17 protein-coding genes are annotated in these 17,019 nt (G+C 60.0%); 10 read left to right on the top strand and 7 right to left on the bottom strand.

Features of this window, described 5'->3' with window-relative positions; translation table 11 throughout:
• Positions 1–29: 29 nt before the first annotated feature.
• Both ppc and ACZ5C3_RS07725 read right to left on the bottom strand, forming a co-directional pair.
• Positions 30–2,828, bottom strand: a complete 2,799-nt coding sequence (gene ppc / locus ACZ5C3_RS07720; protein WP_464036599.1) for a phosphoenolpyruvate carboxylase — start codon at positions 2,826–2,828, stop codon at positions 30–32.
• A 135-nt stretch (positions 2,829–2,963) separates the two neighbouring features.
• On the bottom strand, positions 2,964–3,620 hold the full coding sequence (locus ACZ5C3_RS07725) for a TetR/AcrR family transcriptional regulator (RefSeq protein ID WP_464036601.1): 657 nt from the start codon (positions 3,618–3,620) through the stop codon (positions 2,964–2,966).
• Between the two features lie 104 nt (positions 3,621–3,724).
• Between ACZ5C3_RS07725 and ACZ5C3_RS07730 the strand changes: the two genes are divergently transcribed.
• On the top strand, positions 3,725–4,945 hold the full coding sequence (locus tag ACZ5C3_RS07730) for an HlyD family secretion protein (protein WP_464036603.1): 1,221 nt from the start codon (positions 3,725–3,727) through the stop codon (positions 4,943–4,945).
• Between the two features lie 10 nt (positions 4,946–4,955).
• The gene (locus tag ACZ5C3_RS07735; RefSeq protein ID WP_464036604.1) at positions 4,956–6,566 is read left to right on the top strand and encodes an MDR family MFS transporter; all 1,611 of its coding nucleotides are present in this window, start codon (positions 4,956–4,958) and stop codon (positions 6,564–6,566) included.
• A 63-nt stretch (positions 6,567–6,629) separates the two neighbouring features.
• On the opposite strand, the gene ACZ5C3_RS07740 is transcribed toward ACZ5C3_RS07735, so the two are convergent.
• Positions 6,630–7,271, bottom strand: coding sequence for a CGNR zinc finger domain-containing protein (locus tag ACZ5C3_RS07740; protein WP_464036606.1), 642 nt, complete (start codon positions 7,269–7,271; stop codon positions 6,630–6,632).
• 157 nt (positions 7,272–7,428) lie between these two features.
• Here ACZ5C3_RS07740 and ACZ5C3_RS07745 point away from each other — a divergent pair, with 157 nt between their 5' ends.
• The 4 genes from ACZ5C3_RS07745 to ACZ5C3_RS07760 all read left to right on the top strand — a co-directional run bounded on the left by ACZ5C3_RS07745 (position 7,429) and on the right by ACZ5C3_RS07760 (position 10,363).
• Positions 7,429–7,638, top strand: a complete 210-nt coding sequence (locus ACZ5C3_RS07745; protein ID WP_464036608.1) for a hypothetical protein — start codon at positions 7,429–7,431, stop codon at positions 7,636–7,638.
• 92 nt (positions 7,639–7,730) lie between these two features.
• Positions 7,731–8,585, top strand: a complete 855-nt coding sequence (locus ACZ5C3_RS07750) for an alpha/beta fold hydrolase (protein WP_464044624.1) — start codon at positions 7,731–7,733, stop codon at positions 8,583–8,585.
• Between the two features lie 42 nt (positions 8,586–8,627).
• The gene (locus tag ACZ5C3_RS07755; RefSeq protein WP_464044626.1) at positions 8,628–9,398 is read left to right on the top strand and encodes an SDR family oxidoreductase; all 771 of its coding nucleotides are present in this window, start codon (positions 8,628–8,630) and stop codon (positions 9,396–9,398) included.
• A gap of 134 nt (positions 9,399–9,532) precedes the next feature.
• Positions 9,533–10,363 carry an AraC family transcriptional regulator gene (locus tag ACZ5C3_RS07760; RefSeq protein WP_464036610.1) on the top strand — a complete coding sequence of 277 codons (831 nt, stop codon included), beginning with the start codon at positions 9,533–9,535 and terminating at the stop codon, positions 10,361–10,363.
• An 8-nt stretch (positions 10,364–10,371) separates the two neighbouring features.
• Here the strand turns inward: ACZ5C3_RS07760 and ACZ5C3_RS07765 are convergent, their stop codons facing one another.
• Positions 10,372–10,812, bottom strand: a complete 441-nt coding sequence (locus ACZ5C3_RS07765) for a DUF2000 domain-containing protein (RefSeq protein WP_464036612.1) — start codon at positions 10,810–10,812, stop codon at positions 10,372–10,374.
• A 188-nt stretch (positions 10,813–11,000) separates the two neighbouring features.
• Here ACZ5C3_RS07765 and ACZ5C3_RS07770 point away from each other — a divergent pair, with 188 nt between their 5' ends.
• A complete protein-coding gene (locus ACZ5C3_RS07770) occupies positions 11,001–11,420 on the top strand; it encodes a VOC family protein (RefSeq protein WP_464044627.1) in 420 nt (139 codons plus the stop codon).
• A gap of 176 nt (positions 11,421–11,596) precedes the next feature.
• Complete coding sequence (locus tag ACZ5C3_RS07775; protein ID WP_464036615.1) at positions 11,597–12,865, top strand: dipeptidase; 1,269 nt, start codon at positions 11,597–11,599, stop codon at positions 12,863–12,865.
• Positions 12,866–12,890: 25 nt separating this feature from the next.
• On the opposite strand, the gene ACZ5C3_RS07780 is transcribed toward ACZ5C3_RS07775, so the two are convergent.
• Positions 12,891–13,142, bottom strand: a complete 252-nt coding sequence (locus tag ACZ5C3_RS07780; RefSeq protein WP_464036617.1) for a hypothetical protein — start codon at positions 13,140–13,142, stop codon at positions 12,891–12,893.
• Between the two features lie 132 nt (positions 13,143–13,274).
• On the opposite strand from ACZ5C3_RS07780, the gene ACZ5C3_RS07785 reads away from it, so the two are divergent.
• The gene (locus tag ACZ5C3_RS07785) at positions 13,275–13,601 is read left to right on the top strand and encodes a hypothetical protein (RefSeq protein ID WP_464036619.1); all 327 of its coding nucleotides are present in this window, start codon (positions 13,275–13,277) and stop codon (positions 13,599–13,601) included.
• A 64-nt stretch (positions 13,602–13,665) separates the two neighbouring features.
• Here ACZ5C3_RS07785 and ACZ5C3_RS07790 read toward each other — a convergent pair whose 3' ends face one another.
• Positions 13,666–15,474: a carbamoyltransferase family protein gene (locus tag ACZ5C3_RS07790; RefSeq protein ID WP_464036621.1), complete on the bottom strand. Its 1,809-nt coding sequence runs from the start codon at positions 15,472–15,474 to the stop codon at positions 13,666–13,668.
• 356 nt (positions 15,475–15,830) lie between these two features.
• Here ACZ5C3_RS07790 and ACZ5C3_RS07795 point away from each other — a divergent pair, with 356 nt between their 5' ends.
• Positions 15,831–16,118, top strand: a complete 288-nt coding sequence (locus tag ACZ5C3_RS07795) for a hypothetical protein (RefSeq protein ID WP_464036623.1) — start codon at positions 15,831–15,833, stop codon at positions 16,116–16,118.
• A gap of 174 nt (positions 16,119–16,292) precedes the next feature.
• Here the strand turns inward: ACZ5C3_RS07795 and ACZ5C3_RS07800 are convergent, their stop codons facing one another.
• A complete protein-coding gene (locus ACZ5C3_RS07800) occupies positions 16,293–16,967 on the bottom strand; it encodes a TetR/AcrR family transcriptional regulator (protein ID WP_464036624.1) in 675 nt (224 codons plus the stop codon).
• Positions 16,968–17,019: the final 52 nt, after the last annotated feature.

A 17,019-nucleotide genomic window follows, 5' to 3' on the forward strand; every position in this document is an offset into this window, starting at 1 on the left:
GTTGACTGCACCACCACCTCCGGCTGTCACTATCCGCTATTCCGCAATCCCGCCGAGATGCCGTTGATGGTGAGCTGAATGCCGCGTAGCACCTGTTCATCGGTGCTGTGCGAGCGATGCGCCTGCAGCAACTCCACCTGAACGTGATTGAGCGGATCGAGATAAGGGAAGCGGTTGCGGATGGAGCGCTCCAGCAGCGGATTGCCCTGCAACAGGCGATCGTGCCCCATGATCGTCAACAATAGTTCGATGGAATCCTGCCACTCGGCGCGAATGCGTCCGAAGATCGCCGCGCGCAGCTTCTCGTCTGGAACGAGATCCGCATAGCGTGAGGCAATCGCGATGCTGCTCTTGGACAGAACCATATCCATGTTCGACAGCAGCGTCTGAAAGAACGGCCACTCGGTGTAAAGCTCGCGCAGAAAGGCCATGCCCTTGTCGGGATGCTTTGCGACCCACGTTTTGACTGCACTGCCGAAGCCGAACCAGCCCGGCAACATCAGGCGGCATTGCGCCCAGCTGAACACCCAGGGAATCGCGCGCAGATCCTCGATCTTGCGTGTCTTGGTGCGCGACGCGGGACGGCTGCCGATATTCAGCGTCGAAATCTCGGTGATGACCGTGGACGCCCAGAAGTAATCCTCGAAGCCATCGGTCTCGTAAACCAGATCGCGATAGGCGGAGAAGGCGAGGTTGGACAATTCTTCCATCGCCGCAATGTAGTCCGCGCGCGGCGCGGGGTGTTTCGGCTGCAGCAGGCTTGCTTCCAGTGTCGCGGCAGCCAGAATTTCCAGATTGTGGCGTCCGACCTCGGCGTTTGAATATTTGCTCGAGATGATTTCGCCTTGTTCGGTGATGCGGATTTGCCCGTTCACCGCGCCGCCCGGTTGGGCGAGGATCGCGTCATAGCTCGGGCCACCGCCACGGCCGACCGAACCGCCACGTCCATGGAACAGGCGCAGCCGCACGCCATGCCGCTCGAACACCTCGACGAGATTGATTTCGGCCTTGTAGAGCTCCCAACCCGAAGTGACGAAGCCGCCGTCCTTGTTGCTGTCCGAATAGCCGAGCATCACTTCCTGAATGCCGCCGCGGCTGTCGACGAGGCGCCTGTATTCGGGAAGTGAAAACAGCCTGTCCATGATCGCGCCGCAGTTGCGCAGATCATCGATGGTCTCGAACAGCGGCACAATGTTGAGGCGGCTGCTGCCATCGGACGATACAAGGCCCGCTTCCTTCAATAGCACGGCGATTTCGAGCAAGTCAGACACGCCCTTCGTCATCGAGACGATGCACTGGCGAATGACATCGCTGCCAAACACGGCATGCGCTTCCGCCGCTGTCCTCAAGACGGCTAGCTCTTTGGCGGTCTCTTCGCCATAGGAGACGAAAGGCGAGGCGAGCGGGCGGCCGGTGTTGAGCTCCCGCGTCAGCAGGGCAATGCGCGCCTCTTCGGACAACTCTTGATAACGCGTTCCCGGCGCGACCGCCTCGAACAGTTCGGCAATGGTGCGCTCGTGAACAGCGGAGTTTTGCCGCATATCGAGCGAGGCGAGATGAAAGCCGAAACAATCCACGGCGCGGCGCAGATGCCGCAGCCGTCCGCGCGCAATCACGAGTGAGTTGTTGGCGACGAGGGATGCATGCAGCGCGTCCAGATCATGCCGCAGCTCCGAAGGTTCGGCATAGGGCGGAGCTTCGCCAACCGGAGGTCGGTTGGTTTCGATGCCAATTGTACGTGCCGTCGCTGCCAGTCTTGCATAGATGCCTGAGACCGCGAGACGATACGGCTCTCCCTTGCGGTGAGGCGATGGATCGGGGGACTGCGCCGCAAGCGCCATCACCTCCGGCGAGGCGCCGGCGAGGTGCGCGGCCATTGAGAGTTCCGAGCCGAGCGCATGCAGCTCATCGAAGTAAAAGCCGAAGATGCGTGAACTTTGCATCTGCAGGGTGCCGCGCATCATCTCTGCTGTGACGAACGGATTGCCGTCACGGTCGCCGCCGATCCAGCTTCCCATGCGCAGGAACGTTGCAAGTTCGGGCACATCGTTCCCGCCTGCTTTAGCGTCCTCCGCAAGACGGTCTTCCAGCGCGCAGTGCAGACGCGGCACTTCGCGCAGGAAGGTGTAGTCATAAAACGACAGGCCGTTGGCGACTTCGTCAAGCACGGTCAGCTTGGTCCGCCGCAGCAGATTGGTCTGCCATAGCGTCACGACCGCGCGGCGTAGTTGCTCGTCGCTCGCGGCGATCTCATCCGCAGTCATCTGAATGCGCTCGCGCATATCGAGCACGGATGCGATTTCCATTTCGCGATCGATGGTGCTCTTGCGGCGGACTTCCGTGGGATGTGCCGTCAGGACGGGGCTGACGAGGGCTTCGACGAAGAAGGCTCGTAGTTCATCTTTTCCGACACCGGCTTGCTTGGCGCGCGCCAATGCGCAGGCCAGCGTTCCGGAATCCGGCGCAGCGCCTGACATGGTGAGCGTGCGCTGCTGGCGGATGTTGTTTTGATCTTCCGCAATATTGGCGAGATGGGAGAAATAGCTGAACGCGCGCACGATGCGCACGGTTTCGGCAATGGACATGCCGTCGAGAATGTTCTCCAATTCTCGACGCGCCTGCTTGTCGTCATCACGATGGAAGCGGATGGACGTTTGCCGGATCCGTTCGACGAGGTCAAAAACCTCAGACCCTTCCTGTTCCCGCACAGTATCGCCGAGAATGCGCCCGAGACGGCGAATATCTGCTCTCAGCAGGGCATCGTCATGAGCGAACGAGGTTTCGCTGTCATCGTGCCTGATGTCGTTGGAAGATGTATCGAGGGACATGAGCCATCCGCTTGCGCGATTCTGAGTGAAAAGTGACCGGCGGGTGTATTCAGTCGCAATTCTCGCGTGCGTGCAAGCATAGTCATGCGGAACAATCCGTATCGCGCGATAGGGATTTCCGATCAGGTGGCGATATCACTGTTTGGCGCGGCAACCATCGAGAAACAACGCGACACATCGGCGGATGCGCGCCTCGATTTGCGAACGTGACGGCAACGGCACGTTGCCGAAGATCGCAGCGCGCTGCGGTTCGGCAATCGCCATTCCAACCAGCATGCCGGCGGTTTCTTCAACATCGGTGAGTGTGATTAGCCCACGGCTCTGTTGCACGCGCAGCCAGTCGGCAAGTGTCGCGCCGGTTCGTCTGATGCCGTTTCTGTAGAACACACCAGCTGCATCTGACGCCTTGCCGGTCTCCTGCAGCACCATGCGCTGGAGCGACACGACTTCCTCGGCCAAGGCCAGATCGGCAACAGCCATCAAAGCCGCAAAGAGCGCGTCATCAATGCTCGCACGGTCCGTGGCGTGCAGGTTGACGTCTGACAGGAAGCGTTCGAGCCGGTCCGTCACCATGCCTTCGAACAGCTCGGCCTTGTTGGGGATGAGGCGATAGAGCGTCTTAGTCGAAACCCCGGCCCGGCGGGCGACAGCCTCGATGCTGGTCGCCGCGTAGCCTTTGTCGGCAAATTCCCCGCGCGCGGCCTCATAGATAACCTGACGTGTTTCATCATCGGGCCGGACCTGGGGCCGGCCGCGGCAGCGTTTCTCGTCGGTGGGTTCGTTTCGAGCCATGCTTTTATATGATGCCTGTCATTTGCTTGACAGTGTCAAGATAGGGGGTATTTTGGAAAATATCAAGTTTCCTAATTGCTGCCAATTGCCCCAGGAGCGACGCCATGACCGTCCATTCCACAGCATTCGAGATCGAACAGCCGGTTCCCGTCAGTGAAGCCGTCAAGGATGTACCCCCAGCGGCGTTCAGCCGGGACGGCAAGGCGGACGCGGGCAAGGCTGAAAAGGCCGTCGGCGCGAAGGGCAGAAAGGCCGGTCTTCGCAAGACATTACTTATGGGTGCGGCACTAGTCGCCCTGACAGGAGCGGCCTGGTACGGCTGGAACTACTGGACCGTCGGGCAGTATCTCGTGTCAACGGACGATGCGTATGTCAAAGCCGACAACACGACCATCGCGCCGAAGGTGTCGGGTTATCTCAGCAATGTGCTGGTCGGCGACAACGAGCAGGTCAAGGCCGGCCAGGTGCTCGCACGGATCGACAACCGCGACTACGACGTGGCGCTGGATCAAGCTAAAGCCGATGTCGCAGCGGCCCAAGCGGCGCTGACGAGCAAGCGGGCTCAGCTCGAGGTTCAGCAGACGGTGGTCAACGCCGCGAAGGCGACCATCGACGTCGATAATGCCGCCGTGATGTTCGCCGCGCAGGAGAACAAGCGTTACACAGATCTTGCAAGCACCGGTTTCGGCAGCGTGCAGAATGCGCAGCAGGCCCAGTCCCGCATTGCCAGCGCGCAGGCCACCGTACAGCGCGACACCGCAAACCTCGCATCCGCCGAGAAGCAGATCGATCTGTTGAAGGCGGAGATCACGCAGGCGACTGCCGCCGTCACACGCGCCATCGCTCTTCAACATCAGGCCGAGCTCAATCTCGGCTACACGGCAATCGTGTCGCCGATCGACGGTGTCGTCGGCAACCGCACCCTGCGTGTCGGCCAGTACGTGCAGGCCGGCACACAATTGATGTCGGTGGTACCGGTGGCCAGCGCCTATATCGTCGCGAACTTCAAGGAGACCCAGCTCACGGACGTTCGCAAGGGACAGGCAGTCGACATCGACGTCGACATGTTCCCGGGCCATGTAGTCCACGGCCATGTGGACAGCATCGCGCCGGCCAGCGGTCAGGAGTTCGCATTGCTGCCGCCGGACAACGCCACCGGCAACTTCACCAAGGTGGTGCAGCGCATTCCCGTGAAGATCGTGCTCGACAGTCACAACGCCAATGTCGACCTGCGACCCGGTATGTCGGTGATCCCGACCATCGAAACGCGCTCGACGCCGCGCACCGTCGAGGCGAACGCCGCAGCATCGGTGAATGCCCGTTGAGGATCGTGTCATGTCGGATACCACGCTCTCATTCCCTGCGGCCTCTGCGCCCTCCGGACGTGTAGCCGCTGATCCAAACCGCGCCAGCGCCACCACATGGATCGCCGTTCTCGCCGCAATGATCGGCTCGTTCATGGCGATCTTGAACATCCAGATCACCAACGCTTCGCTGCTCAACATCGAGGGCGGCATCGGCACCGGCGTCGACAACGGCTCGTGGATCTCAACGTCGTACCTGATCGGTGAGATCGTCGTGATCCCGCTCACTGATTACCTCAGCCGCGTTTTCTCCTTCCGTCGCTACATGCTGGCGAGCGCTGCATTTTTCGCGACCTTCTCGGTCGCCTGTGCCTTTGCGCACGACCTGCCGACGATGATCGTCCTGCGCGGCCTGCAGGGATTCGCCGGCGGCGTGTTGATCCCGATGGCATTTACGCTGGTGCTGACCAAGCTGCCGAAGCCGCAGCAGCCGATCGGTCTTGCGATCTTTGCGCTCTCCGTCACCTTCGCACCGGCCATTGGTCCTACCATCGGCGGTTATCTGACCGAGAATTACGGCTGGCAGACCATCTTTTACGTCAACGTGTTGCCGACCATCGTCATGCTCACCGCGCTTTATGCAACGCTGGAGCGCAAGCCGATGCAGCTTAATCTCCTGCGGGAAGGCGACTGGGCCGGCATCGTCACCATGGCGATCGGATTGTCCGCGTTCCAGACTGTACTGGAAGAAGGCAACAAGGACGACTGGTTCTCGTCGCCGTTCATCGTGCGGCTTGCGCTGATCGCGCTGGTCAGCCTGTCATTGTTCGTCTGGATCGAACTCACGGTCGAGAAGCCGCTGATCCGTCTACGGCTGCTGAAGGGACGAAATTTCGGCTTCGGCACCATTGCGATGACGACGCTGGGCTTCGCGTTGTTCGGCTCGGTCTATATCCTGCCGCAGTATCTCGGCCAGGCGCAGGGCTACAACTCCGAGCAGATTGGCTCCGTGCTCGCATGGACCGGACTGCCGCAGCTCCTTTTGATCCCGTTGGTGCCGAAGCTGATGCAACGGTTCGACACGCGCTACATCGCGTTTACCGGGCTGATGATTTTTGCCTACAGCTGCTTCATGAACATAACGATGTCGCCAGACTATTCCGGCGATCAGCTCTGGATTCCCAATATCGTGCGCGCCATCGGCCAGGCGATGGTGCTGACGCCGCTGACGTCGGTCACGACGGGCGATATCGCTCCGCAGGACGTCGCCGCGGCATCCGGCATCAGCAACATGTTCCGCAATCTCGGCGGCGCCATCGGCACCGCGGTGCTCGCCACCGTGATCACCAAGCGGGAGCAGTTTCACTCCAACATCATCGGCCAGTCCGTCAATCTCGGCCGCGAGGAAGTGCGTGACCGAATTGCCCAAATGACGAACTACTTTATGGCCCATGGCGTGCCGGACCCGGCCGCTGCCCATCAGCAGGCTGTCATCTCGCTCGGCAAGGCCGTGAAGCGGCAGGCCCTGGTGATGGGCTTCAGCGATACGTTCGCGGTGATCGGGGTCGTGCTCGTGCTTGCGGCCATCGCGGTGCTGTTCACACGCAAGGTCAAGCCGGGCGGTGGCGGAGGGGCGCACTGATAATCAGCAACAGCAAGATCGCTGTGACGCGTCGGGAGGCAATCAAGTTGCCTCCCGTTTTTGTTAAGGCGCGCGCCGCTGCGCGCTTTTCATGCGCTCGCGATGCGCAGTTTGTTTCGCGCGGTTGCCGCAGATCCCCATGCTGCACCATCGTCGCGCATGGCCACGGGTGTGATCGGCAAACATCAACGTGCAGGCATGTCCTTCACACGCTTTGACATGGGCGAAGTCTTCATCGCAGACGAATTTTGCCAGCTGTTCGCCGATCGGCAGCAGCAAGGACTCCGCTGAGCGCCAGCGCCGTGCCTCTCGCAATTCAAGACCACTCGAACCATCCTCGTGAGAATGCGTCACGATCTGGCTGAAGCGCTCGTCGCGTTCGAGCAGGCGGGTGAGGGGCCCAAGCTCCTGCAGAGCTTTTGCCGGTAGCGATTTTCCTTTGTGGTCTTTAACGAACGTCCTGAACCACTCCCGCAGCGAGCGCGCTTGAGCAGCGACGCTGTCGAGTTCCCCTGGGAGCGTCTGGTCGCGGAAGGTCTTGAGCACATCCGGTGGCACAAGCTCAGCCTGTTCCAGCCAGTCCGCAAAGCCTTCACCGTCACGGATCCAGTCCACCGGCGTGTCGACAGGTGTTGCGATCGAATTCAGAAAATCGAGTGCCATTGCGTCGGCGATGAAAACCGCGGCTGGCCGTTTACTGTTCATCCAACCTTCTCCCAACAAGAAATCTCTTCTTTCCATAAGTAACCTCTCAAAAGGCTATTGACAAGTTATCTTCGCGTCTGTAACCATCAAATTACGGTTTGAGAGGTTACGGGTGGTCTCGGTGAAATCCGAGCCCGATTGTTCGAGGAAGAGGCTTATGTCCGAGAGAGACGCAGCGGTCGTGTTTGCCCATGGAGCATGGATGGTGCGCAGGCGGTCGCGGAACACCGCGCTGATTTTCCTTGCTGCGATGTCGTGCGCAATCATAGCGCAGTGGCTCGGTTTTGCTTTGGTCGGCTGCGGGTTGTTCTCTTACCTCGCGCCTGAACTGAGTTTTCTTCACTTCGCCAACAAACCCCAGACCTGAACAGCGCTGCTGCGCGCCGGGCAGGAGACGTGTGTCCTACGTCAGTAACCTCTTCGAATAAAAATTATCGGTTATCAAAAAGGAGTTAAGCTATGACTGCCATCACCTATCGCTCTGCTGACGTCGACGGCGTGAAGATCTTCTATCGCCAGGCGGGCAATCCCGAAAAGCCGGTCCTGTTGTTGCTGCATGGCTTTCCGAGCGCGAGCCACATGTTCCGTGATCTCATCCCGTTGCTGGCGGATCACTTTCATCTCGTTGCGCCTGATCTGCCGGGCTTCGGGCAATCCGACATGCCGGACCGGAAGATTTTCGCTTACACGTTCGACCACATCGCTTATGTCATCGGCCGTTTCACCGAAGTGATTGGGCTCAAGAAGTTCGCGATCTACGTGTTCGACTACGGTGCGCCGACAGGCTTCCGCATCGCCATGGATCATCCGGAACGCGTCACCGGCATCATCTCGCAGAACGGCAATGCCTATGAAGAGGGCTTGAGCGACGGATGGAATCCGATCCGCGCTTATTGGAATGAACCCTCGCAAGCCAACCGCGATGCGCTACGCATGATGCTTCAGCCGGAGACGACCCGCTGGCAATACGTGCACGGCGTGACCGACGAGGCGCGTGTGTCGCCCGATGGTATCGCGCTCGATAACTTCTATCTTGCGCGGCCGGGGATGGATGAGGTCCAGCTCGATCTGTTCGGTGATTACAAGAGCAACGTCGCGCTCTATCCGAACTTCCAGAACTATTTCCGCACCCACAGGCCGCGCTTCCTTGCGATATGGGGCAAGAACGATCCGTTCTTCCTGCCGCCCGGCGCCGAGGCTTTCAAGCGCGATATCCCGAATGCGGTGGTGCGCTTCCTCGACACCGGTCACTTCGCGCTGGAGACCCACGCCAGCGAGATCGCAGCCGCAATCCGCGAAGTCTTCGCACACTGATCAACGAAACCAAACAATCTGCAGTCTTCAGGAGAAATGAAAATGTCGAAGTCAGTTGCCATCGTCACCGGAGCCAGCCAGGGAATCGGCCGCGCCACTGCCATCCGTCTTGCGAAGGACTTTTCCGCGATCACGCTCGCTGCGCGTGGAAAGGACAAGCTTGCGGAAACGGCAGCTGCGGTGAAGGCCGCTGGCGCTGAGCCGCTTGTCATCGATCTCGATCTTGCGGACGTTTCGGCGCCAAAGAAGGTGGTCGATCAAACGCTCGCCAAATTCGGACAGATTGATGCGCTGCTCAACATCGCGGGCGCTGTGCCCCAGATTGACCTGTTCGAGATGACGGACGAGCAGTGGAATGGTGGCATGGAACTTAAACTCCACGGCGCACGGCGCTTGGCGATTGCTGCCTGGCCTGAGTTAAAGAAAGCCAAGGGTGCGGTGGTGTTCATGTCGGGTAATTCTGCACAGTTCCCGAAGGCGCCTTATGCGGCGGTTGGTACGATTAACGCGGCGATCGTTGCGCTCGCCAAGGCATTCTCGGATGGGGGCATCACGGACGGTGTGCAGGTGAACAGCGTACTGCCGGGGCCGGTGATGACTGGACGCCGCAAGTCTTATCTCGAGCATTGGGCGCCGCTTCACAACATGACCGTTGAAGAAGCGACCAAGAAGTTTCCGCAGGATGCCGGGATCGCACGTTACGGCGAGCCGGAGGAAATCGCCGAGCTGATGGCGTTTCTCGTCTCGCCCGCAGCGCGCTGGATGACGGGAACGACGCTGCGCATGGATGGCGGCGAAGTGAAATCGATCTAATCCACCAAGACCCTCCAGAGTAGGACGCCCGCCGGACTCATCTGGCGGGCGTTTTGATTGATCACGTATGATTTTGTCCCGATTGCCGCCGTGTTTGCGCTATACCGATCACGGAATACGCGGAGTCGACGGCGATGGCGGATCAACAAAGCCCTGTTGCGTTCTGGCGCGCCGATGATCTCGGGGCGGACATGCTACGTGGGCGTTTCGCAGGCTTCTCCTACGATACGCATTCACACGACACCGCATGCTTCGCCCTGATCACGGAGGGTGCGATCCGTATCCGCATGCGTGAAGGTGAATTCACCGCGCGCAAGGGCGACCTCTACGCGATCAACGCCGATGAAATCCACGCAGGTTGGCCGGTTGATCCGGCAGGCTGGAGTCAGCGCACCATCTATGTCGATCTCGATCTGCTGCGCGGGAAGATCAGCGATGGAGGTGCTGTACGTCCTTCTCCGTCGGTCCGTGGGCCGATTATCCGCGACCGCGAATTGATCAGCGCGTTCACGGCGCTTCATGCGCTCTCGGAAACCGGCGGTCCAAGACTCGCGCGTGATGAACGCTATCTGCGCTTCACGAAGCGGCTGTTCGACCGCCACGTCAACGATGCGCCGGATGCGAGCGCTGTCGGCCAGGAAAGCCGTGCTGTGCGTCTCGCGCGGGATTATCTCGATTCACATCTCGATGAACGCGTCAGCCTCAGCGATATCGCCGATGCAACTGACTTGTCGCCTTACCGGCTTTACCGCGCGTTCGAAAGCGAGACCGGGATGACGCCGCATGCCTATCAGCGTCAGGCCCGTATCCGTCTCGCGCTGCAATTGTTGCGCAAGGGTGAGGAGCTTGCCGTCACGGCGATGCTCGCAGGCTTCGCCGATCAGGCGCACTTCACGCGGCACTTCCGCAGCCGCATGGGTATCACGCCTGGGGCTTATCAGGCCGCCGTCCGCAGCAGGCGCTAGTCAGGGCATCAGGCGACGCGTTCTTTGAGAAGACTGTATTTTCCGACGATCTTGCCGACGTCTTTGCGCGGGCCGTAGACGCCAACGCCGACATAGGACAGCGCATCGGTTTCGCACTCCGCAACCGCTGCACCGAATGCTCGATAGTCGGTGGTCTGCTGGCCCTGAACCGGAAAATCGATCACATCAAGTTTGCGCGCTAAAGCCTTGGCGCGGATGCCGGGCAGGTCGGCCGCCGACGCGCCAAGCACCGTGATGCCGATCGGGATGAGGCCGGGATGCACTGCGCCGGATTTATCGATCAGGTCGGCGCCCGCCAGGTGGGGCCGCAGCTTGCCGATGGTCAATGCGATGACCGCCGCGGCATTGGCCGCCCGGCCAACGGGCAGGCTGTCATCGATGACGATGACGCAACGGCCGGGATCGTTCTGGTCTTCACTGTCGAACATGAGGGTCTTTCGGAACGTGATTGGGGCGAACGCCATCGTCTCGCGCGCAGGGCTCCGCGCGCGATCCGACCACGTTGATCTTGTGGAGTATGGAACCGCGACGATCCGGTTTTGTCTTGAACGCTATTGCAGATGGGGTCACGAGGAATTCAGCACGGCGTGTTAAGACGCACTGCCAGAATGAAAGAATGGTCATGTTGTCGAACCGATCGATGCCGAATACCTGCGTTATCCCGGAGCTTGCCTATCCTGATGTCGATGAGGCGATCGACTGGCTATGTCGAGTTTATGGCTTCACGCTACGCCTGCGGATCGGCAATCATCGCGCGCAGCTCAATGTCGGAAACGGCGCGATCGTCGTGACCGAGCGTCGCGATGGATCGTCGAATTCCGCAGACCTGTCGTTCGCCGTCATGATCCGTCTGGAGGACGTGGATCGCCACTATCAGCATGCGTTGCGGCATGGTGCGGACATTCTGCAAGAGCCTGCCGACTATCCCTACGGGGAACGGCAGTACGTCACGCGAGATTTATGCGGCTATCGCTGGACCTTCTCGCAGACGGTCGCTGATGTCGATCCCGCAAGTTGGGGAGGCAGTTTGATCTAACATCGTTTTGCGATGAATGTGTCGGCACCCGCGTCCATAAACCTCCGTATATTCGTTGTTTGCGATTTTCATCTCACGGAAAAGCTTGAGCCTTATGCAAGCTTTCGTCATCTCCTGCGGGCGAAGTTGTGGTAGCGCTTGGCGCAACGACAAAAACGATTCACGGGAGGCTATCGATGACGAAGCGGACTTTCACCCGGACACGCCGGGACATTTTGCGCGGTGGCGCGCTTGGAGCGGCGGCGGTTCTTGCAGACCGCGCGGGGCTGGGGACCAAGGCGTTCGCCGCCGATGGCTCTCCCGAAATCATCATGGACGGACATGTCCACATCACCAACCGGATTTATTGGGAGGGCATCGACCCATGGACGCCGACGCAGCAGGGCTGGGATTTCGCCCGGGCGCGCGCAGCGGGCGTCAATTGCATCATCGATAACCTCGGGCCCTACGGCTACTGGAATTACAACTACACGCCGAAGCAGTTTCTTCGCTTGATGGACACGCTGCTGCGGTTCTCGGAGAAGCACTCCGACAAGATGGCGATTGCGCTGAGCCCAGACGATGCACGGCGCATCGTCGGCAGCGGACGTATGGCGGTTTTCATCGGCTGCGAATCCGGTTTCGACCATGAGGGCGATGCCGACGTGCTGGATGCGTTCTATCGGTTGGGTCTGCGCTCGGTTCAGTTCACGACGCAGTCGGGCTTCAATTCTTACAGCGACAGTGCGCTGGCGCCGTTCCAGGGCGGCGAGAAGCCCGACCATTACAACGGCATCAACGACCAGGGCCGCAAGCTTGTCACGCAGATGAACAGCCTTGGCATTCTGATCGATATCGCCCACGCCACCGAGGCGGCTCAGACCCAGCTCATTCAGGCTAGCCGGGCGCCGGTGGTGGCAAGCCATGAAACTATCAAGGCTGTGTCCGGTGCCGGACTCTCCGACGATGTGGTGAAGGCTCTGGCGGCGAAGGGCGGACTGGTCGGCATTCACGGCGGCGCGGCCGTCGTGAGCAAGAGCTATCGGCAGTGGATGGCGTCAAACCCGGAGGGCGCGAAGAATGCCAGCAAGGCGGTGTTCGGGATGCTCGGCTTTCAGCCGTCCGTCACGCGTCCGCCAGGTGATCACGGCGAATTCATCGCGCACATGGACACCGAATTCCGCGAGAAGTGGAAAGCACTGGCGGAATGGAAGGAAGACCCCAGTGCCGTGCTGCCGACGGTGGATGAGTACGTCGCGCACATTGAGTACGTGATTAAACTGGTCGGCGCGGATCACGTGGCCATCGGCCTCGACATGGTGAACGGCCGCACCTCGATCCCGGCTGATCCGACCGGCTACACCGATCTGATCGCCGCGATCCGCAAGCTCACCACGCCGGAAAACGCCCGCAAGATTCTCGGCGAGAACTGGATGCGGGTGTTCGGTCAGGCGAAGGCCACTTAAAAAGGCGACTTAGAAGAAAAGTTGGCTAGCGTCGAGCTGAGGCGCTTTCAATGGCTTTCGCGTTGTCCGTGCCCTGCGGTGCGGGCAACGCGATGGTCGCGATGCCATCAATATAAGATGTATCCATCTGAAAGGCGGAATCCGTCATCGCCGGTGCAGGCGCTGCATGTGTCCTTGTAGATGAGTGCGCGACTGTAGACGAGTGCGCGATCAGTCCGGCAGTCAAAAGCGCCAGCATGAAGATGCCTGCGAATTCGTGAATGGTCGGCGGCGTCATTGAGAGCTCCTTTTTTGGCCTGCGGACCCTTCTTGGTCGCAGGCCGCAGCGGCGCGGTTCAACGCGCGTTCAGGTTTGACGGCTCACGATCCAGGAGGAAGACTGCGTCGCGATTCTGAAATGGATATTCAAATGCAAAGGCTATTTTACGGTCTTATTATTACGACAGTAACGATCGGCACAGCTCACGCTCAGAATTGCCAGCGTGTCGGTAACCAGACCTATTGCGACAACGGCCTCTCAGGCCAGCATGTCGGGAATACGACCTTCTGGAACGATGGTGTTTCCTCGCAGCGCGTGGGCGGCACCACCTACAACAGTGACGGCGCCAGCTCGCAGGACGTCGGAAACCAGACCTACTACAATGACGGCACGTCATCGCGGCGCGTCGGCAACACCACCTATTTCAGCGACGGCCGCCAGTGCCAGCAGGTCGGCAACCAAACGTACTGCAACTAATGTCCTGATTCTGAGGTTTGCACAGGCTTGCCTCGCGGCTCCCACAGGGAGCGCGCGGGCAGTTTCAAGGCTTCATGTTCGACGTGACCACGGTTGCGACGTCGGAATAGACGCCGACCAATGGGCCGAGGAATTTGTGAAGCGCGTTCTTCGAGATCAGCGTGTCGTGCATCGCGAGATAGTCGATGCCGGTGGTCATGAAGCACACCACGGCATCGTGAGGGGTCTCGACGATCGGTTCGCCCTTCACGTTGAATGAGGTGTTGATCAGCACCGGCACCCCGGTGAGCGCCTCGAATTCCTTCAGCAACCGGTACAGCATCGGATTGGTCTCCTCGCGCACGGTCTGCACGCGCGCGGTGCCGTCCACATGCACGATCGCGGGAATTTTATCGCGCCATGCCGGATACACGTTCTTCGCGATCAGCATGAAGGGTGAATCTTCGTCGCCTTCGAAGATTTCGTTGGCGCGTTCATAAAGCACGATCGGTGCGAAGGGGCGGAATGGCTGGCGGTGCTTCACGCGGCTGTTGAGGATGTCTTTCATCTCCGGCTTGCGCGGATCGGCGATCAGGCTGCGATTGCCGAGCGCACGCGGGCCGAACTCGGAGCGATCCTGAAACCAGCCGATCACTTTTTGGTCGGCGAGCAGCTTCGCGGTGTCGCGGCAGATGTTGTCGCTCTTCACTTGGGTGGTCTGGATGCGGGTGAGCGGGCGCTGGCTTGCGTCATGGACCTCCCGGTCGGAATATTTCCGCCCGACATAGGAATGGGTCATGACGAAGTTGCGCTTCTGCTTCAGCACTTCGAGATAGCCGTAAAGCGCGCAGCCGATTGCGATGCCATCATCGCCGGCGGCCGGCTGAATCCAGACATTGTCGAAACCGGCTTCGCGCGCCACGCGACCGTTGGCGACGCAGTTGAGCGCGACACCACCTGCGATGCAGAGATTCTTCGCGCCGGTCTTTTCGCGCAGCCAGTTGGCGCGCGCGAGCAGCACGTTCTCGGTGTCGTCCTGCACGCGCCAGGCGAGATCTTCCCAGTGCTTCATGGACGGGCTGGTTTCCCATTTCTCGTCGCCGCCCATGATGTAGGGGCGGTTGAGCTCCTGGCTCCAGCGCGGAACGATCAGCTTCTCGCCCTGCATCTCCATGGTCGACTTGACGCGGTTCGGCCGCCCATAAGGCGCAAGGCCCATCAACTCGCCGCACTTATTCCAGTCGCCGAACACATAAGTCGAGGCGCGGCTGTAGAGCGCGCCGAGGCCAGGCATGTTGTAGAATTCATCGCTGAGAAAGCCACGGTCCGGCTCCATCCAGACTTTCTTCATGCACTCGAGCGTCGTACCGCTAAATTTGTAATAGCTCTCGGACTCACGTGCTAACGCTGAGCCGAAATCTTCCGCGGGGTAGGGTTCGGAGACGTCCGAGCGGTAGCTGCCCACGCCGTCCACGATCATCACCACGCCATCCTCGAACGGTGAGGCGGCAAAGGCGCTGTAAGCATGCGCCAGATGGTGAGAGATCGACACCACTTTATCTGAGTGCGATAGATATAATGGGTGCTTCTTCGCTTCAGATCGCTCGAATTCGGGCAGGAAGCCCGGCAGGTCCTGATAAACGAGACGCTGCTCCATCTCCGGGACAGGAAGGATGTAGCAGTTGCGCACCACCAGATCGATGTCGTCCATGGTGATGCCCTCGGCATCCAGGCAGTAATCGATCACTTCCTTGTAAAAGCCACTCGCATGCTTTTCACGGGTGATCCGCTCCTTGGCGATCGCGAACGCGATCTCGCCATCCCGCAGCAGGCAGGCGCTCACATCATGGTCGTAGGTGTTCAGGCCGAGGACATAGGTATGTTTCTTAGACATTGACGATCTTCTGAAAGGAGCATTCGGAGCGGATTGAGTCATCGCGCATTGGTGAAATGCGGAAGGCAGGATGGTGGCCGGTTGGCGAGGAGCGCCAGCATAGTGCGAGGTCATATGAACGCAATGTTACGGCACGAGATGAATGAGCGTTCATGAAGCCTCTCATAAACCAACTGTAATCATTCGGTCGCTTGACCGGAGGTATAGGTTCACCATAGTCTGCCGCCCGGATGACGGACTCGGCACATTTCGATGATGCCGGGTTCTTTTTTGAATCGCCTGATTGGGACAGCAGGTTCACAGGTCGCAGGCGGGAAGTGCTGAGCAGGTGCTTTCCCGCAAATGGGAGATCCTAAATGGCTCAGAAGACAGGTAAGCCTCGCAGCTTTTTGACACGTGTATTGGCTGCGATGGCCTTGGTTGCAGTTTACGGCGTCAGCCTCATCGGCACTTCGGCAGTTCTGCTGTCCGCAACATCGACATCTGCAGAAGCGTGGGGCCGCGGTGGCGGACGTGGCTGGGGCCGCGGTGGTGGTTGGGGCCGCGGTTGGGGCCGTGGACGCGGCTACGGCTTCTACGTCGCGCCTCCGGTCCGTGGCTGCTACTGGAGCCGCCGCTGGCATCGGACCGTCTGCCCGTATTGATATCTGTCTTGCCCGAGCGGCTTAGTCGCGCGGGCTGACTGTCAAAGTGATGACGAGGTGCACCGGGTTTCCGTCGCACCTCGTTTTCGTTTGTGACCGCTGTGTATGGCGCGTGCGTCCCGCGAACGCATCTGTTCAACCATATGAGTGTGCGAGCGCACGCTGAAATGCCGCTCAGTTCTTCCGCTGTCCCGCCGCGCGCACGCTTAGGTGCTGAGCCATTGCGCCGTCTCCGACGAGCGCATCGGTCGCGACCGCGACAATCCGGCGGATGATGTCGTCGGTGTTGCTGGTGTCGCACAAGCCGCCGGACAATTTGCGCAAACGCTCATTGTCGGTCACGGTCTGGCGGATCATCGCCAAGGCGAAGTGCAAGCCCCAATAGATATCGACCTCTTCGCGATCGGGCAGGGCGTTGCGCAACGCCGTCGCGAAACGCTGAAGGTGACGGAATTCGCGGTCGACGATCTTTTTGATCGGCGGCACAGTCTCGACGGAGGCACGGGTGAGGAAGCGCGCCGCTGCCGATCGCTGCCGATCTGGACTGAGACACCATCGCAGTGGCGGGCCAACCAGCGCGCGCAGAATGGCATCGACACTCGCTTTGCCGCCGCCGGCTTCTTCCGCGGCTTTCAGTTCGGCGAAGCGTTCACGGTTCAGCACTGTGGTGCGGCTGACGAACAGATCCGCCAGCAACTCATCCTTCGAGCCGAAGTGATAGTTCACCGCCGCGAGGTTGACCCCTGCCGCAGCCACGATATCGCGCATCGTCACTTCGCCAAAGCTGCGCTCCGCCCACAGCGTTTCGGCGGCGGTCAGGATGGCGGTTTTCGTATGATCGCTCGGCATTCGGGCCAATTGGTAAGAGGGTGTTTCGCGTAGCGGAATTCAAATCAAACAT

The sequence above is a fragment of the Afipia dichlorophenoxyacetatis genome, assembly GCF_055386385.1.